Genomic DNA, 24,578 nt, shown 5'->3' on the forward strand with positions numbered 1-24,578 from the left:
AATATAGTCCCGATATATGAAATATAACTGGTGTAATAATCTATATATTTAGTAATAGATGGTTAAATATCGTTTTATGCTATCAAATAACCGTTAGTTTTTTAGGGCTGTAGACTTATTCACAATTACCATAATGATGTTGTGAATAATTGCGCTAAATCCTAGTGTTGATGGGCCCTTTCGGTATAAAATAGTCGGCCGTTTTAACGATATTGAGGGTACCCAGTGAGTGGATCTCTTTGGCATCAAATCTTGGCTCGATTGCAAGATGAATTGCCGGCAACAGAATTCAGTATGTGGATCCGCCCACTGCAAGTTGAACAGAGTCAAGATTTGCTAGTGCTGTATGCACCAAACCGTTTTGTTCTCGATTGGGTAAAAGATAAGTACGTTATTCGCGTTAACGCCTTGCTCGATGAGTTTTGCGGTAGCGATAAACCCTCTATCCGTTTTGAAGTTGGCAGCCGCCCTTTAAGTGCCAAACCGCAGATCAGTGGTGGCACGGTGCAAAGCCCGGCAAACTCGCCAGCGCCTTCTCAGCCAAAAGATACCCCGTCTATCCAAGAGAAGTCTTGGGATAAGGAGCCCGCAGTAAAGTCGGCGCTCGAGGCCAACCATCGCAACAATATCAATCAAACCTACCAGTTTGATAACTTTGTTGAGGGTAAGTCGAACCAGTTGGCGCGTGCTGCGGCTACCCAGGTAGCCAATAACCCAGGTGGTGCTTACAACCCCTTGTTCCTCTACGGTGGCACTGGTTTGGGTAAGACTCACCTACTGCACGCAGTAGGTAACGGGATTATCGCCAACAAGCAGAATGCCAAAGTTGTCTACATGCACTCTGAGCGTTTTGTGCAAGACATGGTGAAAGCGCTGCAAAACAATGCCATCGAAGACTTCAAGCGTTACTACCGTAGCGTTGATGCATTGCTTATCGATGACATTCAATTCTTCGCCAACAAAGAGCGCTCGCAGGAAGAGTTTTTTCATACCTTCAATGCGCTGCTCGAAGGCAACCAGCAAATCATCCTAACCAGTGACCGTTATCCCAAAGAGATTGATGGCGTAGAAGATCGCCTCAAGAGTCGCTTTGGCTGGGGACTTACCGTGGCCATCGAGCCGCCCGAGCTGGAAACCCGGGTAGCAATTTTGATGACCAAGGCGCGTGAGAATAATATTCGTTTACCCGATGAAGTCGCGTTCTTCATTGCCAAGCGCTTGCGCTCAAACGTGCGCGAACTTGAAGGGGCATTGAACCGAGTTATCGCCAACGCCAACTTTACTGGTCGCGCCATTACCATCGATTTTGTCCGAGAAGCGCTACGCGATTTGCTAGCCCTACAGGAAAAGCTGGTCACTGTGGATAACATCCAGAAGACCGTTGCTGAGTACTACAAGATTAAAGTGGCGGACTTGCTTTCTAAACGCCGCTCTCGCTCGGTAGCTCGACCAAGGCAGATTGCCATGGCGCTAGCCAAAGAGCTGACCAATCACAGTCTTCCGGAGATCGGTGATGCCTTTGGTGGTCGTGACCATACGACGGTGCTGCACGCCTGTCGTAAGATCAATCAGCTCAAAGAAGAGAGCCACGACATCAAAGAAGATTACCAAAACCTCATTCGAACTTTGTCATCTTAATAGAGGCAGTTGCTTAGACTATGCAATTTACTATCAATCGTGAATCGTTGTTAAAACCCCTTCAGCAGGTTAGTGCTGCACTTGGTGGGCGACCGACTATTCCCATTTTAGGTAACGTGCTGTTAGTTATTCGCGACAACTGTTTAGCGATGACCGGGACAGATATGGAGGTGGAGCTTCGCGCTTCTATCCAGCTTGAGCAGCCTTGTGTAGAAGGCGAGGTAACGGTACCGGCGAAAAAGTTTGTCGATATCTGCCGTGGTCTACCCGATGGTTGTGAGATTGCCTGTAAGGCAGAGGATAACCGTTTGGTGCTGCGCTCCGGTCGTAGTCGTTTCTCTTTGGCAACCTTAGCCGCCAGTGACTTCCCGATGGTTGATGATTGGGACGTGCTGCAAGAGATCGCCTTGTCGCAAGGTCAGCTTCGTTCGCTCATCGAGAGCACGCAGTTTTCTATGGCCAGCCAGGACGTACGTTACTACCTAAACGGTATGCTGTTTGAAACCTCGGAGAGCGGCCTAAAAACGGTGTCTACCGATGGACATCGCCTCGCTCTTTCGGAGCTGAAAACCGAACAAGCGCTATCGCCTCAGCAAGTGATCGTACCGCGTAAGGGCGTGATGGAGCTATCGCGCATGCTAGATAGTGAAGACGCAAATGTTGTGCTGCAAATCGGCGCCAACAACATTCGCGCCAGCGTTGAAGGTTTCACCTTCACCAGTAAGTTGGTAGATGGCCGTTTCCCTGACTATCGCCGGGTTATCCCCAATGCTAGCGACAAGTTACTTACCTCTGGAAGGGAAGAGCTGCGTCAGGCATTTTCGCGAGCAGCGATCTTGTCTAACGAGAAGTTCCGTGGTGTTCGACTTCAGGCAGAGAATAACACGCTACGCATTACTGCGAATAACCCTGAGCAAGAAGAAGCGGAAGAGATCCTCGATGTGGACTATAACGGCGAAGCTATCGAGATTGGCTTCAACGTTGTGTATGTGTTGGATGTTCTTAACACCTTAAAGTGCGATCAGATCCGTCTTAGCATGAGTGATAGCAACAGCAGCGCGTTGATTGAGGATGCGGACTCTCAAGACGCGATGTATGTGGTCATGCCGATGAGATTGTAATCTAACGATGCAACTCAATCTGTTGCGCTTGGTTAAGTTTCGCAACTTGAGCCAAGCCGAGCTTCCCTTGCACCCACGACTCAACATCATTGTCGGTGACAACGGTAGCGGCAAGACCAGTATTCTGGAAGCGATACATTTTCTTGGGCTAGGCCGTTCGTTCAGAACCAACCGTCCTAGCAAAGTGGTCCAGCACGAGCATGATGACTTCGTAGTGTTCGCAGAAGTAGGCGAGCACAAAGTAGGGCTCAAGAAGACCCGAGGCGGAGATACCGTCTTAAAGCTTGATGGTCAAACCTTACAAGGGCAGGCAAGTATTAGCGCAAGCTTGCCAATGCAGCTGCTGCAACCCAATGGCTATGGGATTGTAGATGGCAGCCCCAAAGAACGTCGTGCGTTTCTAGATTGGGGAGTGTTCCACGTGGAACAACGTTACTACCCGGTTTGGCAAAACTTGAGACGTTTGTTAAGGCAAAGAAATGCGCTGCTAAAAACTGCACGCAGTTACGCAGACCTAGCACCCTGGGATAGGCAGTTTTGCGAACTAAGTATTTCCACCGCGCAGATGCGCGAAGAGTACTTGGCAAGGCTACGGCCTTATCTCGAGGAGATGCTTGAGATGTTCTTGCCCGAGTATGTGTTTCACGTGGAACACTTTCGCGGTTGGGATAAAAAGTCTGAGTTGAGTGAGCTACTAGCTCGCAGCTTCGACCGAGACAAACACATGGGCTTCACGCAGTACGGGGCTCACAAAGCTGACCTTAGGTTGAAACTCGATAAGCGCAATGCGCAGGATGTAGTTTCACGTGGGCAGTTGAAGCTATTAGTATGCGGGCTTAAATTGGCCCAAGGTAAGCTCAACTACCAAGAGCTGAGCAAGCGAACCATTTATCTAGTCGACGACTTTGCAGCGGAGTTAGACAAGCACAAGCGCACACTGCTAGCAAAGCAGCTGATGCAAACTGAAGCTCAAGTGTTTGTGACTGCAATCGAACAGAACCAACTAGATGGATTTGATTTAACAGAATGCGGGGTGTTCCACGTGGAACATGGCAGCGTTCGAAACGAAAACTAGAGAGTTAAACATGGCTGAAAACGAATACGGTTCTTCCAGTATTAAGGTACTGAAAGGACTAGATGCAGTAAGAAAGCGTCCTGGTATGTACATCGGCGATACTGACGATGGTACCGGCCTACACCACATGGTATTCGAGGTGGTAGATAATTCCATCGATGAAGCCTTGGCAGGACACTGTAAAGACATCGTTGTAACCATCCATGCCGATGGTTCGGTTTCGGTTTCGGATGATGGCCGCGGTGTACCGGTTGATATTCACCCCGAAGAAGGTGTGTCGGCTGCTGAGGTAATTCTTACCGTACTGCACGCCGGTGGTAAATTCGATGATAACTCCTACAAAGTATCGGGTGGTTTGCACGGTGTAGGTGTTTCAGTAGTGAACGCACTGTCAGAGAAACTGAAGCTGACGGTTCGTCGCCAAGGCCATGTTCACGAACAGACTTACCACCACGGTGAGCCTAAAGAGCCACTAAAGGTGGTAGGCGATACCCAGCAGACCGGTACTTCTTTGCGTTTTTGGCCAAGTGCTGAAACCTTCTCAGATACCAATTTCCACTATGACATCTTAGCGAAACGTCTGCGCGAACTGTCGTTCTTGAACTCCGGTGTGTCCATCATCCTTAAGGATGAGCGCGACGACAAGCAAGACCACTTTATGTATGAAGGTGGCATCCAGGCTTTCGTAAACTACCTAAACAAGAACAAGACGCCTATCCACGATGGCGCCTTCCACTTCTCAACTGAACGAGAAGATGGTATTGCGGTTGAGGTATCGATGCAGTGGAACGATGGCTTCCAAGAGTCCATCTACTGTTTCACCAACAACATTCCACAGCGCGACGGTGGTACTCACCTTGCGGGCTTCCGTGCTGCGCTAACACGTACCTTGAACTCCTACATGGACAAAGAAGGTATCAACAAGAAAGAGAAGGGCAACACTTCAGGCGATGATGCCCGTGAAGGTCTGACTGCGGTTATCTCGGTTAAAGTACCTGATCCGAAGTTCTCTTCTCAAACCAAGGACAAGCTGGTTTCGTCAGAGGTGAAGTCGGCGGTTGAGCAAGCGATGGGTGAGCGCCTGTCTGAGTTCCTGCTGGAGCACCCGCAAGACGCTAAGATCATTACCCAGAAGATTATCGATGCTGCTCGTGCTCGTGAAGCTGCCCGTAAAGCACGTGAGATGACTCGTCGCAAAGGCGCATTGGATCTGGCTGGCCTGCCTGGTAAGTTGGCTGACTGCCAAGAGAAAGACCCTGCGCTTTCTGAACTGTACATAGTGGAGGGTGACTCTGCAGGCGGTAGTGCCAAGCAGGCCCGTAATCGTAAGAACCAAGCGATCTTGCCGCTTAAAGGTAAGATCTTGAACGTCGAGAAGGCGCGCTTCGACAAGATGCTGTCTTCTCAAGAAGTGGCAACACTGATTACCGCTTTGGGCTGTGGCATTGGCCGCGACGAGTATGACCCAGAGAAAACCCGCTACCACAACATCATCATCATGACCGATGCTGATGTCGACGGCTCGCACATTCGAACGTTGCTGTTGACCTTCTTCTACCGTCAAATGCCAGAGATTATCGAACGCGGTTACGTGTACATCGCTCAGCCTCCTCTTTATAAAGTGAAGAAAGGTAAGCAAGAGCGCTATGTGAAAGATGAAGAAGCGCTGACTGAGTATCTGACCACCATTGCGCTTGATAACGCTGGCCTGCACGTCAACCCAGATGCCCCGGCTATTTCTGGTGCGCAACTTGAGTCACTGGTAGTGAAGTACCGTAAGGTATGGAAGAACAACGAACGCCTGTCTCGCCGTTACCCGATTGCGCTACTGAGCCAGATGCTCTATCAAGGTAAGCTTGCCGAAGACGAGCTTAACGATGAGCAAAAAGTAAAGCAGTGGGCAGAGCAGTTGATTGCTCCGGTGAACGAGCAGCTACCAAGTGGCAACTTCTACGCGGTTGAGGTGGTTAAGCACGAAGAGCGCGACATTTTCTTCCCTCAGGTAGTACTGCGCCAACATGGTGTTGAGCACAACTACACCTTCGACCCAGAGTTCTTCGCCTCTAAGGACTACCTGGAGATCTGTGAACTACACGAAAGCCTGGACTCGCTAATCGAAGAGGGCGCTTACGTGAAGCGTGGTGAGAAGACCAAGCCTGTGAATGGCTTCGAGCAAGCGCTTAACTGGCTGATGGCCGAGTCGCGTCGCGGTCTATACATCCAACGCTATAAAGGTCTGGGTGAGATGAACCCTGAGCAGCTTTGGGAAACCACCATGGACCCAGAAGTGCGTCGTATGCTGAAGGTGACCATCGAAGATGCGATTGCCTGTGACCAGTTGTTCACCACCTTGATGGGCGACCAAGTAGAACCTCGTCGTGCATTTATTGAAGAGAATGCGCTTAACGTTGAAAACTTGGACGTATAAATTGGCACGAGTCAGCTAGAGCCTAACGGGCTGAATAAAGAAAAACCTGCACCTGTGTGCAGGTTTTTTTATGGGCGATCACTTGAAACTGAGTTGGGCCATCTCCATATAGTTAAACAGGTGAGGGACAACAGTCATCACCGCCGGCTAAGCCCAACAGGATTAGCCACTTTTACGGACGCCAGCTACTGGGTCCAACAATTTAATTTATTGCTCAAATGAGGATAAACACTATGCGTAATCAATACGACTTTTCACCCCTTTACCGCACTGCTATTGGCTTCGACCGTCTGGCTTCGCTGCTTGAGTCTGCCAGCAGCAACAGTGCACAGAGCCAAGGTTACCCTCCGTATAACATTGAAGCTGTCGATGAGAACCACTACCGCATCACCATTGCTGTAGCAGGTTTTAGCGAACAGGAGCTAACCATTACCTCTCAAGACAATGCCTTGCTAGTTAAAGGTGTGAAAGAGAAGAAGGGTGAAGCGAAGGTGAACTACCTGCATCAAGGAATTGCAGAACGTGGCTTTGAACGCCGCTATCAACTTGCCGACCATGTGAAGGTTAAGTCGGCCGCTTTGGTAAATGGCCTGCTCAACATCGATCTTGAGCGTGAAATCCCAGAAGCCCTGAAGCCAAAGAATATCCCAATCAGCTCTGGTCACTCAGAAACCATCGAGCATCTGAATAAGCAAGCGAGCTAATCACTCGACGCTAAGTTAAAAAAAGGCGCATCAGCGCCTTTTTTTGATCGTTAATTAGCGCGGCGTGTTAATCGGGAAGCAGAGGATTAACGGTCTCGGCCAGGATGGCAATCGCGCGATCGACCACCTCTGTTTTCGCGGCATAGTTAAGGCGGATGCACTGCTGGGTATGCGGCCAGGTCTTGTCGATACCTGGGAAGAAATAGCTACCGGGTACAATCAACAGTCCTTTTTCCTTGAGCCGTTCATAGAGCGCTTGTGAGCTTATCGCCAAGTCTTCAAACCATAACCACAGGAACATGGCACCCTCGGGCTTATGAATACGGAAGTGCGGCGAGGGGATTGCTTGTTGCAGCGCTTGCAGGGTACGTTGGGCTCGTTGCTGATAGAAGGGCGCTATGACTTCCTTACTTAGCGACAATAGCGAGCCATCTTCAATCATTAGGCGTGCGATGGCGGGCCCAATCCCCCCGGGGGCGAGGTTGATAATACCGCTTAGATTACCCATTGCTGCGATGATATCGGAATTCGCAATTACAATACCGCAGCGTGTGCCGGGCAGACCGAGCTTAGAAAGGCTTAGGCATAGAATGGTGTTGTCATTCCAAAAGGGCGTAGCGTCATTAAATACGATGCTCGGGAAGGGCAAACCATAGGCATTGTCGATCAGTAAGGGTATCTGGTGCGCTCTGGCTAGCTCATCCAGTTTAGCCAACTCACCATCGGTAATGACATTACCGGTGGGGTTGGTGGGGCGAGACACGCAGATAAGCCCAATATCATCGTCGATACTCACTTGGTCAAAATCGATGTGATACTTAAACTGTCGCTCGGGCAGGTACTCGATGGTTGGCTTGTAGGAGCAAAACAGGTTCTCAGTCAGACCGCTGTCCTCGTAGCCAATGTATTCAGGCGCTAAGGGGAACAGAACTTTCTTGTGGCCGTTACTGCTTTCACCGGCGAACAGGTTAAACAGATAGAAGAAGGCGCTTTGGCTGCCATTGGTTAGCGCGATGTTGTTAGGAGATAACTCCCAGCCAAACTGACTTTTGAGTAGGGCTGCTAAGCTCTCGATAAAGGCTTGGTTGCCCTGTGGCGAGTCATAGTTGCAGAGTGCATGTAGCAATGAACCATCGCCGAGACCTTGATTGAGGTGTTTAGCAAACTCGCTCTTTAGTGCTGGGATGTCGGCCGGGTTGCCGCCGCCTAACATCAACATATTTTCGCCGGCGCGTAAGCCTTCATCCAAATCGGACATTAGCTGAGTGATGCCGGCGTGCTTAGTAAATTTTTCTCCGAATTTTGAGTACATCTTCCCCTCCTGATTGCCCCATACCTTAACAGCGTGAAAAAATAGCGGCAAACAAAAAGGCGAGCTAATGCTCGCCTTATCTTAGTGACGGTATGATCGGTCTATTGCATACCGAAGTAGGCAACCACAACCTTGCTGTCATCAGTGCTTCGTTCAAATACATAAGGGCTGGTGCTTAGCTGCTTATGCGTGCCGGTTGCCACTGCATTGTGGCGTCTACGGAAGTTCAGCACGGTTTGCCAATGCGACAATACCTCAGCTTTCTCTCCCTCTAGCTCATCCCAGTTCATGGGGGAGCGAGTTGCCTGATGACGGTCTGAACTACGCGGTCCTTTGCTTCTGGCGCTCTCATCGCCATAAAACACTTGGATAGCACCCGGTAACAGCGCAAATGCGGTGCCCAGTTGCTGATGCTGCTCTGGCGTTTTAGAGATGCTGCCATAGGCAAGTTTAGTGTCGTGTGAGGAAATATAAGAAAGAACCTGTTCCTCGCGACCACCTAATACATCAGCGTAGCGCTGATAGGTGGACTGCATCTCCGCCAGGCACCCAACGCCCTTGCTGGCATCGTCTTCTTGGAAGCTGAAGTTGATCAGCGAGTCGAAGCCCTTAGCATAAAGCGGTGAATGATTGATGCCTTGCCCCCAGAACTCGCCAGTCATCCAGAACGGATTGTCATCGAGCACTTTATCCGGGTTGGCTTGCTTCCAATCTTCGAATGCACGACTAGCGGCAAGCTTAAGCTCGAGCCACGCTTCAGGTTCCACGTGTTTAACGGTATCGGCTCGGAAGCCGTCGATGCCATACTCACGTACCCAGTCACTAAGCCAGGTTATCAGGTAGTCACGCACCGTCGCACCCGGTATCTCCACAGCCTTGGTATCAGGCTTGTTCTGATAGAAGTTGGGGAGTCCGACAGCGTCCAAGGACTCGGTTTTAAAGTCAGGCAGGTAGGCCAGCGACATGGTCAGATCGCTTGGGCCGGGAGCTGGGTAGCCACTGATATCGGTGCGCACCCAATCTTTGCCCCACCAACGTTGCCACGCCTCGCGATCGCCATAATCGATATAGTCGTTAAAGCTATGCCAGGTCTCGCCCTTACCGGGACTCCAGTCGCTCCAGTTCTCTCCAAGGTATTGCTCGATACCGCCGTCGTATTCTTGGGTCGCACCGAAGCCAAACTGCTGCATATCTGCCAACGTGGCGTAACCGGTATGGTTCATCACGATGTCCATTACCACGCGAATACCGCGTGCATGGGCGCTATCGACGAACTGACGAAGCTCGTCTTCAGTCCCCATGTTTTGGTCCATGAGTGTGTAGTCTTGGACGTAGTAGCCATGATAACCGTAGTGTTTAAAGTCCCCGCGCATACCACCACCGACCCAGCCGCGGATCTGCTCATAGGGCGCGGTTATCCAGATCGCATCGATACCCAGTTCACCCAAGTAGTCTAGCTGAGCGGTTAGACCCGCTATATCGCCACCGTGGAAGGTGCCAATCTCGTTTTTACCGTCTTTGCTGCGGCCATAGCTGTTATCGTTGTCTGGATTACCGTTGTAGAAGCGGTCGGTGATAACGAAGTAGACGCTCGCGCTGTCCCAGCTAAACGCATCTGGAGTGTGAGACTCCGCTTCCAGCAATACTAAGCCTTGGCTTTGCTCGGCAGGTACTAGTGTGACCTTGCCGTCGGCGACGGTTACAAGTTGCTGGCTATAGAAGTCGCGAAGCTGCTGACCCTCTGCGAAGCTCGAGGATACATCAATGGTGACGGGGCTGACGCCATCCCACAACTGGCAGGCTGCTGCGCTGGCATTGGCTACAGCGGCTTCTGTGCCGCTAGCAGAGCTTGATGAAGAACTAGGTGTACCTGAGCTTGCACAGGCAGCGATAGTCGCGCCAAGCGCTGCGCTAATCGCGATACGAAGAAGAGTATTCGACATAAGAACATCCGTTTACTTGCTGACACAAATCGAAGAAAAAAAAAGCCCCATGCGGGGCTTTTTGGGGTAGGTAAGTGCTTACATCTCTTCTTTTTCGATGTAAACAACAGGGAGCTCGCCGCTCCAATCTAGGAAGAAGCGGTATACGCCATCTTCTTCAGGAGTGAACTTGAAGTTGTCGAATGCTGAACACTTGTTGGACTCACGGCGCTCGCCTAGAGCAATATCAGCTTCTCCAGAAAGGAAGCCAAAGTTGGTACCACATTGCCATGCTGCATCACCGAACTTCCACTCGTAAGGTTGGCCATCAGCAATCAGTGGCTCGTCCAGTGGAGAGGTTGCGCTCCACACGTTTTCTTGACCTTCAACAGGTTGCAGCTTGAATTGAGGCTCAGCATCCCACCATGTGAATACGCCGCGAAGGAACACATCGCGTGGCAGCTTACTCGCAGAGTCACCTGAAGACGCACAACCCGCTGCAACAAGTGCGACCATTGCAAGCACACCTGCTCTGAATAAGTTCTTTAGCATAATCCTTTTCCTTTAATAGTTATTTCGTTATTCCATTGCCTTGAATGACAATTCATTACGTAATGAGATGAACTCATGCACTTTTATAGCCGAGGAAAACGAGGAAAAACGTGCCAAGCTCACAGTAAAAAAATGAAAAGGATTTCAACATTTCAGGGCAAAATGGAGATCTGTGAGGGGGATCAAAAAAGCCACCGAGCAAGGCTGGGTGGCTTTCAATGATACGCTGAGAAGTTATTGAATCAGCGAGATATCTGCAATTTCTAAGAACAGCGCGCGAAGTTGGCTAAGCAGGGTCAGACGGTTGATCTTCACCGCTTCGTCATCGGCCATTACCATCACGTTGTCGAAGAAGGCGTCCACTACCTCACGTAGGCTAGCCAGCTTGGTCAGTGCTTGCTGATAGTCGGCTGCAGCCAATACAGGTGCTAACTCTATCTGCAGGCCACTTAGGGCGGCATACAGCGCTTTCTCTTGCTCGCTTTCAAACAAGGCTTGGTCGACCTCTGGCTTAACGAAGTCAGGGTTTTTAGCCAGGATATTGGATACACGCTTGTTAGCTGCAGCCAAGGCTTCAGCTTGCTCAAGTTCACGGAACTGGGCAACTGCTTTGATGCGCTTCTCAATATCGATTGGGCGAGTTGGCTTGCGCTCGAGTACCGCCGAAATCACGCTGGCATCGATACCTTGTTCTAGGTAGCTGGCGCGCAGACGTGCATAAACAAACTCAATCAACTGCTGCTTAACCTGTTGCTGCTGTTCTTGGCTTAGCTCAAGCGGCTGCAACAGTAGTGCGTTAGTGAACAACGTATCCAGATCCAAGGCAAAGCCTTTTTCAATGATGATACGCAGGATACCCAAACTGGCACGGCGCAGTGCGAATGGGTCTTTATCGCCTTTTGGCAGCTGGCCGATGGCGAAGATACCCACCAGAGTGTCGAGCTTGTCAGCAATCGCTACGGCGGCAGCAACACCGGTTTCTGGCAGTTTGTCGCCAGAGAAGCGTGGCCAGTACTGCTGGTTAAGTGCAGTGGCAACTTCTTCGTGCTCACCGTCGTGGCGCGCATAGTACATGCCCATCACACCTTGCACGTCTGGGAACTCCAGTACCATTTCACTGCCCAGATCTGTCTTAGATAGCAGCGCTGCGCGTTGTGCGTGCTGCACATCGGCATCGATCTCTGCTGCTAGCTGAGAGGCCAGTTCAGCGATACGCTTGGACTTGTCCAGCATGGTGCCAAGTTTTTGCTGGAACACCACTTTACCCAGTGAGTCCAGGCGGTCTTCTAGCTTGGTCTTGCGGTCAGTGTTGAAGAAGAACTCGGCATCGGCCAAGCGCGGGGTGACCACCTTCTCGTTACCAGAGATAACTTGCTGAGGGTCTTTGCTGACGATGTTCGATACAAAGATAAAGCGCGGCAGTAGTTGGCCTTGCTTGTCGAGGATCGGGAAGTACTTCTGGTTGTCCTTCATGGTGTAGATCAGCGCTTCGGCCGGTACATCCAAGAACTTCTCGGCGAAGCTACCCACCATGGCAACGGGCCACTCAACCAGCGAACACACTTCTTCAAGCAGATCTTCATCGATATCGGCAACGCCGTTCTCGCGGGCCGCCTCAGCTTCAACTTGCTCGCGGATGATCTCTTTACGGCGCTCGTAGTTCACGATGACTTTGCCGCGCTGATCCAGTTGTTGCTCGTAGTCTTGCGCGTGGTTCAACTCGAACTCTGCTTCACCCATAAAGCGGTGACCGCGAATGGTGCGCGCTGATTCAATACCCAGCACTTCGCCTTTAACCAGCTTGTCGCCGTACAGCATGGTGATGGTGTGAACCGGACGGATAAACTGGGTGCTGTAAGCGCCCCAACGCATCGGTTTAGGGATAGGCAGCTTGGCCAGCGCGTCAGCCACCAGTGAAGGCACCAACTCGTATACGCTTTGGCCTTTCACTTCGGCTTTATGCAGCAGCCACTCACCTTTATCGGTAACCAGACGCTCGGCTTGCTCTACGGTAATGCCGTTAGAGCGTGCCCAACCTTCAGCGGCCTTGGTGGCCTTACCTTCGGCGTCGAAGGCGCTGCTAACTGCAGGGCCGCGTTTTTCAACGATTTTATCCGGGGTCTGCTCGGCCATTTGGTCGATTAGCAGTGCCAGGCGGCGAGGAGCAGCGAACCACTTAATCTCGCCATAGGCCAGGCCGGCTTTCTCAGTGCCCGCTACAAAGTTGTCACGGAAAGCTTCTGCCAGTTTGCGCAGGGCTTTTGGTGGTAGCTCTTCGGTGCCAATCTCGACTAACAATTTATCTACGTTCATTACTCGCTACCTTATTTTTGTTTGTTGCACAGTGGGAAGCCAAGCTCTTCACGCGCAGCGTAGTAGCTTTCGGCAACAGCTTTAGCCAAGGTGCGAACACGCAGGATAAAGCGCTGACGCTCGGTAACCGAGATCGCGTGGCGGGCATCAAGCAGGTTAAAGGCATGCGAGGCCTTCATCACTTGCTCGTAGGCAGGTAGCGGTAAGCCAGCTTCAATCAGCTTCTGGCTGTCTTTCTCACACTGATCGAACTGCTTAAACAGTGCATCGGTGTCGGCGTGCTCAAAGTTGTAGGTACTTTGCTCAACTTCGTTCTGATGGAATACATCGCCGTAGGTCACTTTACCCATTGGGCCGTCGGTCCATACCAGGTCGTAGATGCTGTCTACGCCTTGGATGTACATCGCCAGACGCTCCAGGCCGTAGGTAATCTCACCGGTCACCGGCGCGCACTCTAGGCCACCCACTTGTTGGAAGTAAGTAAACTGGGTGATTTCCATACCGTTTAGCCAGATTTCCCAGCCCAGACCCCAGGCACCCAACGTCGGGCTTTCCCAGTTGTCTTCAACGAAGCGGATATCATGAACTTCAGGGTTAATGCCCAGCTCAACCAACGAGCCCAGGTACAGTTCCTGGATGTTGTCGGGAGATGGCTTCATTACCACCTGAAATTGATAGTAGTGTTGCAAGCGGTTTGGGTTTTCCCCGTAACGACCGTCGGTTGGGCGGCGGCATGGCTGCACATAGGCCGAGCTCATTGGCTCTGGACCGATGGAGCGCAAAAAGGTTTGAGGGTGGAAGGTACCGGCGCCAACTTCCATGTCGAGAGGCTGCACGATGACACAGCCTTGACGAGCCCAATAATCCTGTAAGGCCAGGATCAGTCCCTGAAAGGTCTTAATATCGTATTTTTGCATGACAACTATCGCGCGTATGATTTAATCAATGGTTTAACTGACGGAGTATACCTCAGCTCTCCCTAAAGCCCTAGACTGTATGGCTTTTAAGCGGCGCTTTCAGACGAAAAAAACAGTGATTAATCGCGGCTTGGGCTTCTGACAACGGTTTTTCGCAAAGTCATCTGCCGAAGAGACCTACTTTGCTAGTCGAAGAGGTGCTGCAAGCGCCCTATTGGCCCTTGCGAATTAGGTACAAATAGGGGGATTGCTCGATCTGCTGCGCCACTAAGGTGTGGTCCATAAAGCGGCAGAAACTAGCGATATCACGGGTGGTGGAAGGGTCGTCGGCCTTAATACACAGCACTTGGCCCAACTCCATCTGACGAATCATCTTTCTTACCATCATCACCGGTTCTGGGCAGCGTAGGCCCATGGCGTCTAAGTGAAGATCAGCAGTGGAAAAATCAGTTTCGGTCATAACTATCGGTGGTTCTCTGTGAGTTATTCGGCTTAGTGGGTGCTTTTAGCATCTAGCGACAGCATACGCAAAAACCGCGTGTCTGTCGCGGCTGCTTAGTTGACATGGGGTAGCTGCAATTTTACCTCCAGGCCGCCCTGGGGGAGGTTCTGTAAGGTAACATCACCGCCGTGGGCGTGGGCAATGTTGCGGGCAATGCCCAAGCCCAGGCCGCTGCCATCTTTGTCGGTAGCCAGGCGCACGTAGGGGTTGAATACGTCCAAGTGATGCTGCTCGGGAATGCCCGGTCCATGGTCAACGAACAGCAAACATAGCTCTTCTTCATCGTCTAATACGTAGACTTCCACTTGTTTGCCGTACTTAATGCCGTTATCGATGAGGTTAGCAATGCAGCGCTTAATCGCTAACGGCTTACCGCGGTAAAACGCCTCGGTACTGCCTTTTACAGCCACCTTACCTTGGTAGGGCTCAGTGATATGTTCCAGATGGCTCATGATGTCGATATCGCTGAGGTTTTCATGGATATCGGTCTCTTTGACCGTCTGTAAGGCCCCTTTCGCCAGAAGCTCAAGGTCATCTAAGTCTCGGTTAAACGCGTCAATGGTGTGTTCGTCATCGAGCAGCTCAGCACGCAGCCGCAAACGAGTGATGGGGGTTTTTAAGTCGTGAGAGATGGAGCGAAACAGCAGTTCCCGATCTTCAATATAGCGTTTGAGCTTGCTCTGCATGCTATTGAAGGCGCGGGTTGCTTGGCAGATTTCATCGCTACCTTCTTCCTTTAAAGGCGGCTGGAACAGATCAATGGTGAGTGATGAAGCGGCTTTGGCTAATCGACGAAGTGGCCGGGTCTGACTGCGGATCAAGCTAAAGGTGAACAGCAACAAGAAGGTGGTCATGATCCCCATAAACCATGCCAGCTCCTGACCAAAATAGTTTTTGCTGAGCTCGAAATAGGGGGGCGGCAGGAGTGATACCACGGCGAGCCACTGCCCATTGGGCTGCTTGAGTTGCAATACAATCAGGCTTGGATCGGGACGATAGTCGTTAAATACTGTGGCCGACCAAATCGTAGGCAGGTTTAACTTTGGCCCATGGCGCATTTGGCGTGTCAGCTGATTGTAGGGCATCACCCACAATGAGATATCCTTTGTGGCCGCCAACTCTTGCTGGAAGTCGCTCTCTAGTTGCTCGAGTAGGTCGAGCGAGTGGCGATTTTGCGGGCTGACTTGAAAGCTCAGCGGACTGTTTAGGGAGGTAAAACTGTATTGATTCCCACCCAAGCGGCGGCGTTGCTCAATGGTCTCTTGCTGTTGCTGTTCTGGTAGCTGCTGTAGTTGCTTGATGCTAGCGGATATATCCTGAGCCAGATAATGACTGCTCTCGAGCAAGGTGCGGCTATGGTATTGGCGCACCTGGAAGTACCACAAAAAACTGCTTAGCGCTTGTGCCAACACAATCGCCACTAGCATTAGCACCAAGGTGCGAGCTAGCAGCGAGCGAGGGAGTATCCGATTAGTCGTTTGCCTAAAGCTCATGACTGACTTGGGCCACCAACATATAGCCGACACCACGGATGGTGCGAATCAAACGTGGGCTCTTGCCGTCGTCTTTCAGGCGCTGGCGCAGGCGACTGATCTGCACATCAATACCACGCTCCATCGGCAGGCTTTCCCGGCCACGAGTAGCATCGCTAATGGTGTCGCGATCCAGCGTTTGATTGGGGTTCTGCAAGAACAGCTGCAGCAAGCGGTAGTCATTGCTCGATAGCTCTAAACTGTCGCCATCATCATGCAGCAGGTGTTGAGTTTGGGTATCCAAACGCCAGTTGCCAAAGCGAATATATCGAGTCGCCTGCGCCGACGCACTGGCAGCTTGAGTGCGTCGCAACAGGGCTTTGATACGGGCTAGCAGTTCACGCGGGTTAAACGGCTTGCCGATATAGTCGTCGGCACCCAGCTCCAAGCCTACGATGCGGTCCATCTCATCAGAGTTGGCGGTCAGCATGATAATCGGCACATTGGACTGTCGTCTGATCTTCTGACAAAGCGTAAAGCCATCATCACCGGGGAGCATGATATCGAGGATAATCAGCTCGGGATGATTATCCTCCAGCAGCTTTGACATCTCTTCACCGTCATTGGCGCTGATAACGCTGAACCCTGATTTACTCAGGTACTGCTCTAACAGGCTACGGATCTCCTGATCGTCATCGACTACCAGAAGCTGCTTGGTTTGGGTCATGGGCGTTGTTGCTGGATTTGATAAGTTTGAGCAAAGGATAACAAATTTCCATCATAGCCCAAAAAAACTTCGCTAAATTAGCAACAAGGGAGCCGAAGCTCCCTTTATTGATGTTTTTGTTGCTATTTTAAGGGCGTTCAATCACCGTTGCGATGCCCTGACCGAGGCCAATACACATGGTCGCCAGACCCAGTTTGGCATCATTGGCTTCCATCAGGTTGATCAGCGTGGTGGTGATACGCGCGCCCGAGCAGCCCAATGGATGGCCAAGGGCAATGGCGCCGCCATTGAGGTTTACCTTGCTGTCGACCACTTCGCTTAGCCCTAGGTCTTTGACCACTGGCAGTGCCTGAGCGGCAAAGGCCTCGTTGAGCTCGAACAGGTCGATGTCGGCAACGGTTAAGCCGGCACGCTTAAGCGCCTTCTTCGACGCGGGAACCGGGCCGTAGCCCATGATGGAGGGGTCACAGCCGGCAATCGCCATTGACTTCACCCGTGCCCGGATGGTCAAACCGAGTTCCTTGGCTTTGTCTTCAGACATCACCAACAAGGCGGCGGCGCCGTCGGAGAGGGCGGAAGAACTTCCTGCGGTGACCTTGCCGTTGGCTGGGTCGAATACCGGGCGCAGTTGCGATAGCCCCTCAACGGTGGTTTCTGGGCGAATGACTTCATCGTGCTCAATCAGACAGCGGGCGCCGTCAGCGTCGTGACCTTCCATCGGGTAGATCTCTGCGCTAAAGCGGCCTTCGACAGTCGCTTGGTGGGCACGTCGGTGCGAGCGAGCAGCAAACTCATCCATCTGTTGGCGCTCAATGCCATGCAGCTGCGACAGTAGCTCCGCGGTCATCCCCATCATTCCGGCGGCTTTGGCTACCGAGGTGGCCATGCCGGGGTGGAAGTCGACACCATGATTCATCGGAACATGGCCCATATGCTCAACGCCACCGACGATAAACATATCGCCTTGGTCGGTCATAATCGCTCGGGCCGCATCATGCAACGCTTGCATCGAAGAGCCACACAGGCGGTTAACAGTAACCGCGCCGACTTCATGGGGAATGCCGGCCAGTAATGCGGCGTTACGGGCCACGTTAAAGCCTTGCTCCAGGGTTTGCTGGACACAGCCCCAATAAATGTCTTCGATGTCGCTGGGGTTAACTTGTGGATTACGCTCCAGCAGACCTTTCATCAGGCTGGCTGATAGGTCTTCAGCGCGTACATGGCGGAAGCAACCGTTCTTTGAGCGTCCCATGGGGGTGCGAATGCAATCTACGATAACTGCGTTTTTCATAATAGTGACTCCCTGTTATTGCTCAAAGTAGCGTTCGCCAGCGGCGGCTTTGGCACGCAAGCCATCGGTGACTTGGTAAAGCGGGCCGAGCTCTGCGTATTGATCGGCCAGTGCCACGTAGTTATCCAAACCAATGGTGTCGAGATAGCGGAATACCCCGCCACGGAATGGTGGGAAGCCAAGGCCATAGACCAGCGCCATATCGGCCTCAGCCGGGCTTTGTACGATGCCTTCTTCCAAGCAGCGCACCACCTCGTTAATCATTGGGATCATCATTCGAGCGATAATGCCGTCTTGGTCGAATTGCTGCTTGTTGCCAATCAGCCCTTCCAATAACTGGTAAGACTCGGGGGCAGCAGACTTTTTCGGTTTACCGCGCTTGTCGGTGGTGTAGGCATAAAATCCGACGCCGTTTTTCTGGCCAAAACGCTCGGCTTGATACATCACATCGATGGCATCTGGCTTGTCTTTGCTCATACGCTCGGGGAAGCCTTTGGCCATTACCTTGGCGGCGTGGTGGCCGGTGTCGATACCGACAACGTCTAGCAGGTAGGCCGGGCCCATTGGCCAGCCGAAGCGTTTCTCCATAACCTTGTCGACCTCAACAAAGTCGGCACCATCTTCTAGCAGGCGGGCAAAGCCGAAGAAATAGGGGAACAGAACTCGGTTAACAAAGAAGCCCGGGCAGTCATTGACCACCACCGGGGTCTTGCCCATTTTGGCGGCGTAGGCCACCACGGTGTCTATGGTTTGCTGCGAGGTCGTCTCGCCACGGATCACCTCAACCAAGGGCATACGGTGCACCGGGTTAAAGAAGTGCATGCCACAGAAGTTCTCTGGTCGTTGTAGGTTTTGCGCCAGCAAGCTAATTGGAATGGTGGAGGTATTGGAGGCAATAATCGCATCCTCACCCACCTGCTGCTCGACCTCGGCCAATACGCTGGCTTTGATCTTCGGATTCTCAACCACCGCCTCGACCACGATATCGCTGCTAGCAACGCTCTGGTAGTTAAGGGTAGGGGTAATGCTGGAGAGCACTTGGCCCATCTTCAAGCCATCGATGCGGCCGCGTTCGAGTTGCTTGTTCAGCAGCTTGGTCGCCTCTTGCATGCCCAGCGCCAGCGCATCTTGGTTGATGTCTTTCATCACTGCCGGTACGCCACGGCTGGCACTTTGGTAGGCAATGCCGCCGCCCATAATGCCGGCACCCAGCACAGCGGCTTGCGCAACATCGCTGGCTTGTTTGCTGCTTTGCTTAGCCAGGCCTTTGAGCATCTGGTCGTTAAGGAAGATGCCGACCAACGCTTGGGTTACATCCGATTTCGCTAGGCCGACAAAGTATTGGCCTTCTAGTTTTAGGGCTTCTTCACGATGACAACGCGCAGCTTTCTCAATGGTTTTTACTGCAGTCAAAGGGGCTGGGTAGTGAGGGCCGGCTTTAGCGGCCACCATGCCCTTGGCGACGTTGAAGCTCATGGTCGCTTCGGTGCGATTGAGTTTAAGCGGAGAGAGCTTGGCGTTGCGTCGCGCCTGCCAATCTAGCTTGCCATCGATGGCTTGGCTGAGCATGCGTAGTGCACATTCGCGCAGTTTGTCCGGGTCTACAACCGCATCGACTACACCGGTGCTTAGGCAGTCTTTGGCTTTAAAGTCGCGACCGGTGGTAATCCACTCCATCGCGTTATCAGCACCAATGATCCGTGGCAGTCTCACTGTGCCACCGAAGCCGGGCATGATGCCGAGCTTGGTTTCCGGCAACCCGATGCGCGCGCTGCTGTCTGCAACCCGGATATCGGTAGACAGGATCAGTTCACAACCACCGCCCAGGGCATAGCCTTGGATTGCGGTAACGGTTGGAACGGGCAGGTCTTCTAGTGCGTTGAATACGTCATTGGCTTTGACCAGCCAGCTTGCCAGCTCGTCATCGGGCAGGGCGAACAGACCAAGGAATTCAGTGATATCGGCGCCAACGATAAAGGCGCTTTTTGCTGAGCTTATCAGCAGCCCTTTGAGCTGGGTCTCTGCGCCCAGCGCCTCTAAGGCTTCACCAAGCGATAACAGGGTGGCGGTATCGAGTTTGTTCACACTGCCGGCTGCATCGAAGCACAGCTCGGCGATGCCATCTTGCAAGTAGTCGACGCTCAGGTTTGCACCTTGATAGATCATGCTACTTCTCCTTGTTTGCAACCGCCTCTAGCGGGCGGGTTTATGTAGGTACAGATGAAATGTTAATAAATTGCTAAAGCATTAAAACAAATATAACAAGTGATTTAAACGGTTGTTTGAATAATTTTTGTTAACTCTAGTTTACTCGGCTAACAAAGGGCTGCATCTGCGTAGTGTCGGGATTGTCGGGTTGGTTGGATTGCAATAGTTAAATCAATGATATGCTTAACGGAATGAACTATCAGATAGCAGAGGAAGGCTATGCTGACTATCGATCAAACTTATCAGCAACACCTAGAGACCCTTCAGCAACGCGCCGAGGCGGTCATGGACCAACAGCAGCTAGATGCGCTGATTATCCATTCAGGCTACCCCTTACCGGTATTCTTGGACGACAACCACTATCCGTTTAAGGCGAACCCTCATTTTAAACACTGGTTGCCGCTGTGCGAGCATCCCCATTGTTGGTTGATCATTGTATCCGGCGCTAAGCCGGTGCTGGTGTATCACCAAAGCGACGATTACTGGCACAGCGATAAGCCGCTTGCTGGTGATTGGCTGTCCCACTTCGATGTGAAGATGATGCGTCAACCGCAAGATGTGGAGCCGTTTTTACCGGCCGAGCGCAATCGTTGCGCCTATCTTGGTGACCACCCAGAGCTGGCCGAAGCCCTTGCCATCGGCGAGCGCAATCCAGAAGCAGTATTGAACTACCTACATTATTACCGCAGCTACAAAACCGACTATGAGGTGGAGTGTATCTCCATGGCCAATGGCCGGGCGTTGCGGGCACACTCTGCCGCCAAGGAAGCATTCTATGCCGGCGCTTCGGAGTTTGAGATACATCTGGCCTATCTGTCGAGCCTGGGCGAGGGAGAGAACCAATTACCTTATCCCAACATTGTTGCGCTGAATGAGCATGCTGCGGTGCTGCACTACGATCGCCAGTTACCCCATGCGCTGCCAGAAGCCAAGCTGCATTCCTTCTTATTGGATGCTGGCGCGCAGTATCGCGGCTATGCGGCAGATATCACCCGTACTTATGCCTACAGAAAAGGCGTTTTTGCCGAGCTGGTAGCGGAGATGGACAGCCTGCAGCAAAGCTTGGCGAATGCCATTGCGCCGGGCAAACGCTTCTTGGATCTGCATAACAAGACCCACCGACTTGTCGCCAAGCTTTTGGTGGACTTCCAACTCATTCGTTGTGGCGCGAGCGCTGCGGTGGAGCAGGGACTAACCCGCTACTTCTTCCCCCATGGCCTTGGGCATTTTCTTGGGTTGCAGGTGCACGATGTTGCCGGTTTTATGCAAGACCCACAGGGAACGCATTTGGCGACACCTGATAATGCACCATTCTTGCGCTGCACCCGGGTACTTGAGCCAAGCCAAGTGCTAACTATTGAACCGGGGCTGTACTTTATCGACAGCCTGCTGGCTAAGCTGGCCGAATCAGAGTTTGCCGGCGAGGTGAACTGGGAGCAGGTGGACGAGCTTCGTCGCTATGGCGGTATTCGTATTGAAGATAACGTGTTGGTCACCGACAATGGCGCGCGTAATCTGACCCGCGAGCTAGAACACTGAGTATGAAACTTGATTATGCGATCCCTGCCCAAGGAGTGAGCTTCGAAGAAACCATCAAAAAGAGCCGATTTATCACCTTGCTGGCTCACGCTGCTGACCGCCAACAGGCCAATGCCTTTGTCGCCAATACCCGGCAGCAACACCCGGAGGCCCGTCATCACTGTTGGGCCTTTGTAGCTGGCGCCCCCACTGATAGCCAGTGCTTAGGCTTTAGCGACGATGGCGAACCCTCGGGGACGGCGGGCAAGCCGATACTGGCGCAGCTGCAAGGCAGTGGCGTGGGGGAGATCGTTGCCGTAGTGGTGCGCTATTCTGGCGGCATTAAGCTTGGCACCGGTGGCTTGGTAAAAGCCTATGGCGGCGGTGCTCAGCAAGCGTTAAAGCTGTTGGAAACAGACACCAAGGTGGCGATGGAGCGAGTAACCCTCACCTTCGATTACAGTCACAGCGGCACGGTGGAGCGAATGTTAGAGCTACACCAAGGCGAAAAGCTCGCTAGCGACTTTGGCAATCAGGCGGTGTTTGAGGTTCAGGTGCCTTGCGCCAATGTGGCTGGATTTGAGCAGCAGTTGGTTGATGCCAGCAAAGGGGCTATCACCATTAAACGGGAGCAGCCGTGAGTTGTTCTCCTTTAGTAAATGCTTCAAGATACCCAACTATCTAAACCAATGAGTTATTTAAAGAGTTAGGATGCAAATCCGAGCGATTATCCGGATTGTGGGTCTGTTGGTGATGCTGTTTAGCTTCACCATGATCATCCCCGCACTGGTTGCTGCCGTGTATAAAGACGGTGCAGGTAAGGCCTTTATGGCCGCGTTTTCCCTATGTGTATGTGCCGGCTTTTTGCTGTGGTTCCCTCATCGCTATAAAAAGATGGAGCTCAAAGCGAAAGAGGGCTTCTTAATTGTGGTGTTGTTCTGGACGGTACTGGGGAGCGTGGGGGCAATGCCGTTTATCTTTGCCAGCCAGCCAGATCTCAGTGTCACCGACTCCTTCTTTGAGTCCTTCTCTGGGCTGACCACCACCGGGGCGACTGTGATTGTCGGCATCGATGAACTGCCCAAAGCAATCTTGTTTTATCGGCAGATGCTACAGTGGCTCGGCGGGATGGGGATCATTGTACTGGCCGTGGCGATTCTGCCTATCTTAGGTGTAGGGGGAATGCAACTCTACCGCGCCGAGATCCCGGGGCCGGTTAAAGATAAGAAGATGACCCCCCGAATAGCCGAAACCGCCAAGGTGCTGTGGTACATCTATCTGGCGCTCACGGTTATCTGCGCGCTGGCCTATTGGCTGGCCGGAATGAGTATGTTCGATGCTATCTGCCACTCCTTCTCAACCATCGCGATTGGTGGCTTCTCCACCTACGATGCCAGCCTGGGGCATTTTGACAGCTCGCTGATCAACACCATCTGTGCGGTGTTCCTGATTATCTCGGGGATTAACTTCTCGCTGCACTTTGCAGTGATTAATGGGCCAAGGCCAACCCTACGCTACTACTTGATGGACCCTGAATGCCGGGCGTTTTTAGGTATCCAGTTAGCGCTTACCGCGGTGTGTGCGCTGATCTTGGTGGGCAACCAGGTCTATGATTCCTATGGTTTGGCCATCGACCAAGCCTTTTTCCAAGCGGTGTCTATCTCAACCACCGCGGGTTTTACCACCTCCAGCTTCTCTGAGTGGCCGCTATTTCTGCCCATCCTATTAGTATTCTCTTCGTTTATTGGTGGCTGCGCCGGCTCTACCGGTGGCGGTATGAAGGTAGTGCGGGTGCTATTACTTAGCCTGCAAGGGATGCGTGAGCTAAAACGCTTAGTGCATCCGCGTGCGGTGTACCAAATCAAGATTGGCAATAAAGCACTGCCGGATCGCGTCATTGATGCGGTGTGGGGCTTCTTCTCTGCCTATGCACTGGTGTTTGTGCTTTGTATGCTCAGCTTGATTGCCTTTGGTATCGATGAGCTGACCGCCTTCTCGGCAGTGGTTGCCTGTTTGAACAACCTCGGCCCCGGCCTGGGTGACGTAGCTGTTCACTATGGTGAGCTGGCTGACAACGGTAAATGGGTATTGGTACTGGCCATGCTGTTTGGGCGTTTAGAAGTGTTTACCTTATTGGTGTTGTTCACACCAGTATTTTGGAAGAGTTAGTTATGAAGCTATTAGTGGTGTATTCGAGCTGTGATGGACAGACCCTAAAGATTGCTAAACATATAGTAGGCAAACTGCGCACCTCGTTCGAGCAGGTTAACTACGTCAACTTGGCAGATACGCCGGTAGAGCAAATTCAGCTGGCCGGTTATGACAAGGTGATTATTGGCGCGTCGATCCGCTACGGTAAGTTTCGCCCCCATCTATACGACTTTCTTTCCCAGTACCGCGAAACATTGGCAAAGCTGCCTTGTGTATTCTTTGGCGTATGCCTGACTGCACGCAAAGCCGAGAAGGCGACGCCCGAAACCAACCTCTATATGAAGAAGCTAAAACTGAATGCGGTGTGGCTGCCTGAACAACAAGCGGTGTTTGCTGGGGCTCTTTTGTACTCTCGCTACAACTGGTGGCAGACTCGCTTGATTCAGCTGATTATGAAAATCACCGGCGGAAGCACCGATACCTCTAAAGATATTGAGCTTACCGACTGGGCCAAAGTCGATGAGTTTGCGCTGAAGGTAGAAAAACTCAGTTGATTTGGTGTTTTATTCGCCTAAATCGGCCTGTTTTGTTGCTTTTTTCTGCGGTTAAACCATTGGGAAGCAAAAAAGCCGATTTTCTTCAAAAAAACGCTTGCGCAAAAGAATCCGATCCCTATAATGCACCTCCGCTGACAGGGCAAACGCCCACGGTTAGCAAGGCGTCAACA

19 protein-coding genes are annotated in these 24,578 nt (G+C 52.0%); 9 read left to right on the forward strand and 10 right to left on the reverse strand.

Annotated features, from left to right (window positions below):
• The first annotated feature begins 225 nt into the window (after positions 1-225).
• The 5 genes from dnaA to G461_RS0110325 all read left to right on the forward strand — a co-directional run bounded on the left by dnaA (position 226) and on the right by G461_RS0110325 (position 6,966).
• Positions 226-1,638 carry a chromosomal replication initiator protein DnaA gene (gene dnaA / locus G461_RS0110305; protein WP_026971775.1) on the forward strand — a complete coding sequence of 471 codons (1,413 nt, stop codon included), beginning with the start codon at positions 226-228 and terminating at the stop codon, positions 1,636-1,638.
• A 20-nt stretch (positions 1,639-1,658) separates the two neighbouring features.
• Positions 1,659-2,759, forward strand: coding sequence for a DNA polymerase III subunit beta (gene dnaN, locus G461_RS0110310; protein WP_026971776.1), 1,101 nt, complete (start codon positions 1,659-1,661; stop codon positions 2,757-2,759).
• Positions 2,760-2,766: 7 nt separating this feature from the next.
• Entirely contained in the window at positions 2,767-3,834 is a 1,068-nt protein-coding gene (gene recF / locus G461_RS0110315; RefSeq protein ID WP_026971777.1) for a DNA replication/repair protein RecF, read from the forward strand.
• 10 nt (positions 3,835-3,844) lie between these two features.
• Positions 3,845-6,262, forward strand: coding sequence for a DNA topoisomerase (ATP-hydrolyzing) subunit B (gene gyrB / locus G461_RS0110320; RefSeq protein ID WP_026959440.1), 2,418 nt, complete (start codon positions 3,845-3,847; stop codon positions 6,260-6,262).
• Between the two features lie 233 nt (positions 6,263-6,495).
• A complete protein-coding gene (locus G461_RS0110325; protein ID WP_026971778.1) occupies positions 6,496-6,966 on the forward strand; it encodes an Hsp20 family protein in 471 nt (156 codons plus the stop codon).
• A gap of 67 nt (positions 6,967-7,033) precedes the next feature.
• Here G461_RS0110325 and G461_RS0110330 read toward each other — a convergent pair whose 3' ends face one another.
• From G461_RS0110330 to fadB, 10 genes are all read right to left on the reverse strand, one after another.
• Complete coding sequence (locus G461_RS0110330) at positions 7,034-8,278, reverse strand: valine--pyruvate transaminase (protein WP_026971779.1); 1,245 nt, start codon at positions 8,276-8,278, stop codon at positions 7,034-7,036.
• A gap of 101 nt (positions 8,279-8,379) precedes the next feature.
• Positions 8,380-10,221, reverse strand: coding sequence for an alpha-amylase (locus G461_RS0110335; RefSeq protein ID WP_051333493.1), 1,842 nt, complete (start codon positions 10,219-10,221; stop codon positions 8,380-8,382).
• A gap of 78 nt (positions 10,222-10,299) precedes the next feature.
• Positions 10,300-10,752: an early set domain-containing protein gene (locus tag G461_RS0110340; RefSeq protein WP_026971781.1), complete on the reverse strand. Its 453-nt coding sequence runs from the start codon at positions 10,750-10,752 to the stop codon at positions 10,300-10,302.
• A 234-nt stretch (positions 10,753-10,986) separates the two neighbouring features.
• A complete protein-coding gene (glyS, locus tag G461_RS0110345; protein WP_026971782.1) occupies positions 10,987-13,065 on the reverse strand; it encodes a glycine--tRNA ligase subunit beta in 2,079 nt (692 codons plus the stop codon).
• An 11-nt stretch (positions 13,066-13,076) separates the two neighbouring features.
• On the reverse strand, positions 13,077-13,982 hold the full coding sequence (gene glyQ, locus G461_RS0110350) for a glycine--tRNA ligase subunit alpha (RefSeq protein WP_026959445.1): 906 nt from the start codon (positions 13,980-13,982) through the stop codon (positions 13,077-13,079).
• A 211-nt stretch (positions 13,983-14,193) separates the two neighbouring features.
• Entirely contained in the window at positions 14,194-14,442 is a 249-nt protein-coding gene (gene tusA / locus G461_RS0110355; RefSeq protein WP_026971783.1) for a sulfurtransferase TusA, read from the reverse strand.
• Positions 14,443-14,537: 95 nt separating this feature from the next.
• Positions 14,538-15,977 (reverse strand): ATP-binding protein, encoded by a 1,440-nt coding sequence (locus G461_RS0110360; RefSeq protein ID WP_026971784.1) that lies wholly within the window; start codon positions 15,975-15,977, stop codon positions 14,538-14,540.
• Entirely contained in the window at positions 15,967-16,683 is a 717-nt protein-coding gene (locus tag G461_RS0110365) for a response regulator (RefSeq protein ID WP_026971785.1), read from the reverse strand. Before G461_RS0110365 ends, G461_RS0110360 begins: the two co-directional genes overlap by 11 nt.
• A 127-nt stretch (positions 16,684-16,810) precedes the next feature.
• The gene (fadA, locus tag G461_RS0110370) at positions 16,811-17,974 is read right to left on the reverse strand and encodes an acetyl-CoA C-acyltransferase FadA (RefSeq protein ID WP_026971786.1); all 1,164 of its coding nucleotides are present in this window, start codon (positions 17,972-17,974) and stop codon (positions 16,811-16,813) included.
• A 15-nt stretch (positions 17,975-17,989) separates the two neighbouring features.
• Positions 17,990-20,140: a fatty acid oxidation complex subunit alpha FadB gene (gene fadB, locus G461_RS0110375; RefSeq protein ID WP_026971787.1), complete on the reverse strand. Its 2,151-nt coding sequence runs from the start codon at positions 20,138-20,140 to the stop codon at positions 17,990-17,992.
• Between the two features lie 261 nt (positions 20,141-20,401).
• On the opposite strand from fadB, the gene pepQ reads away from it, so the two are divergent.
• From pepQ to hemG, 4 genes are all read left to right on the forward strand, one after another.
• Positions 20,402-21,721 (forward strand): Xaa-Pro dipeptidase, encoded by a 1,320-nt coding sequence (pepQ, locus tag G461_RS0110380; protein ID WP_026971788.1) that lies wholly within the window; start codon positions 20,402-20,404, stop codon positions 21,719-21,721.
• Between the two features lie 2 nt (positions 21,722-21,723).
• Positions 21,724-22,341, forward strand: coding sequence for a YigZ family protein (locus tag G461_RS0110385; RefSeq protein ID WP_026971789.1), 618 nt, complete (start codon positions 21,724-21,726; stop codon positions 22,339-22,341).
• 70 nt (positions 22,342-22,411) lie between these two features.
• Positions 22,412-23,869, forward strand: a complete 1,458-nt coding sequence (locus tag G461_RS0110390; RefSeq protein WP_026959453.1) for a TrkH family potassium uptake protein — start codon at positions 22,412-22,414, stop codon at positions 23,867-23,869.
• Between the two features lie 2 nt (positions 23,870-23,871).
• Positions 23,872-24,405 carry a menaquinone-dependent protoporphyrinogen IX dehydrogenase gene (gene hemG, locus G461_RS0110395; RefSeq protein WP_026971790.1) on the forward strand — a complete coding sequence of 178 codons (534 nt, stop codon included), beginning with the start codon at positions 23,872-23,874 and terminating at the stop codon, positions 24,403-24,405.
• The last annotated feature ends 173 nt before the right edge of the window (positions 24,406-24,578 follow it).

The organism is Aliagarivorans marinus DSM 23064 (genome assembly GCF_000429485.1).
Classification (GTDB): Bacteria; Pseudomonadota; Gammaproteobacteria; order Enterobacterales; family Celerinatantimonadaceae; genus Aliagarivorans; species Aliagarivorans marinus.

Excerpts from the sequence above, each read along its gene's own strand:
- dnaN (WP_026971776.1), top strand. The coding sequence starts at position 1,659 with ATGCAATTTACTATCAATCGTGAATCGTTGTTAAAACCCCTTCAGCAG.
- recF (WP_026971777.1), top strand. The coding sequence starts at position 2,767 with ATGCAACTCAATCTGTTGCGCTTGGTTAAGTTTCGCAACTTGAGCCAA.
- gyrB (WP_026959440.1), top strand. The coding sequence starts at position 3,845 with ATGGCTGAAAACGAATACGGTTCTTCCAGTATTAAGGTACTGAAAGGA.
- G461_RS0110325 (WP_026971778.1), top strand. The coding sequence starts at position 6,496 with ATGCGTAATCAATACGACTTTTCACCCCTTTACCGCACTGCTATTGGC.
- G461_RS0110330 (WP_026971779.1), bottom strand. The coding sequence starts at position 8,278 with ATGTACTCAAAATTCGGAGAAAAATTTACTAAGCACGCCGGCATCACT.
- G461_RS0110335 (WP_051333493.1), bottom strand. The coding sequence starts at position 10,221 with ATGTCGAATACTCTTCTTCGTATCGCGATTAGCGCAGCGCTTGGCGCG.
- G461_RS0110340 (WP_026971781.1), bottom strand. The coding sequence starts at position 10,752 with ATGCTAAAGAACTTATTCAGAGCAGGTGTGCTTGCAATGGTCGCACTT.
- glyS (WP_026971782.1), bottom strand. The coding sequence starts at position 13,065 with ATGAACGTAGATAAATTGTTAGTCGAGATTGGCACCGAAGAGCTACCA.
- glyQ (WP_026959445.1), bottom strand. The coding sequence starts at position 13,982 with ATGCAAAAATACGATATTAAGACCTTTCAGGGACTGATCCTGGCCTTA.
- tusA (WP_026971783.1), bottom strand. The coding sequence starts at position 14,442 with ATGACCGAAACTGATTTTTCCACTGCTGATCTTCACTTAGACGCCATG.
- G461_RS0110360 (WP_026971784.1), bottom strand. The coding sequence starts at position 15,977 with ATGAGCTTTAGGCAAACGACTAATCGGATACTCCCTCGCTCGCTGCTA.
- G461_RS0110365 (WP_026971785.1), bottom strand. The coding sequence starts at position 16,683 with ATGACCCAAACCAAGCAGCTTCTGGTAGTCGATGACGATCAGGAGATC.
- fadA (WP_026971786.1), bottom strand. The coding sequence starts at position 17,974 with ATGAAAAACGCAGTTATCGTAGATTGCATTCGCACCCCCATGGGACGC.
- fadB (WP_026971787.1), bottom strand. The coding sequence starts at position 20,140 with ATGATCTATCAAGGTGCAAACCTGAGCGTCGACTACTTGCAAGATGGC.
- pepQ (WP_026971788.1), top strand. The coding sequence starts at position 20,402 with ATGCTGACTATCGATCAAACTTATCAGCAACACCTAGAGACCCTTCAG.
- G461_RS0110385 (WP_026971789.1), top strand. The coding sequence starts at position 21,724 with ATGAAACTTGATTATGCGATCCCTGCCCAAGGAGTGAGCTTCGAAGAA.
- G461_RS0110390 (WP_026959453.1), top strand. The coding sequence starts at position 22,412 with ATGCAAATCCGAGCGATTATCCGGATTGTGGGTCTGTTGGTGATGCTG.
- hemG (WP_026971790.1), top strand. The coding sequence starts at position 23,872 with ATGAAGCTATTAGTGGTGTATTCGAGCTGTGATGGACAGACCCTAAAG.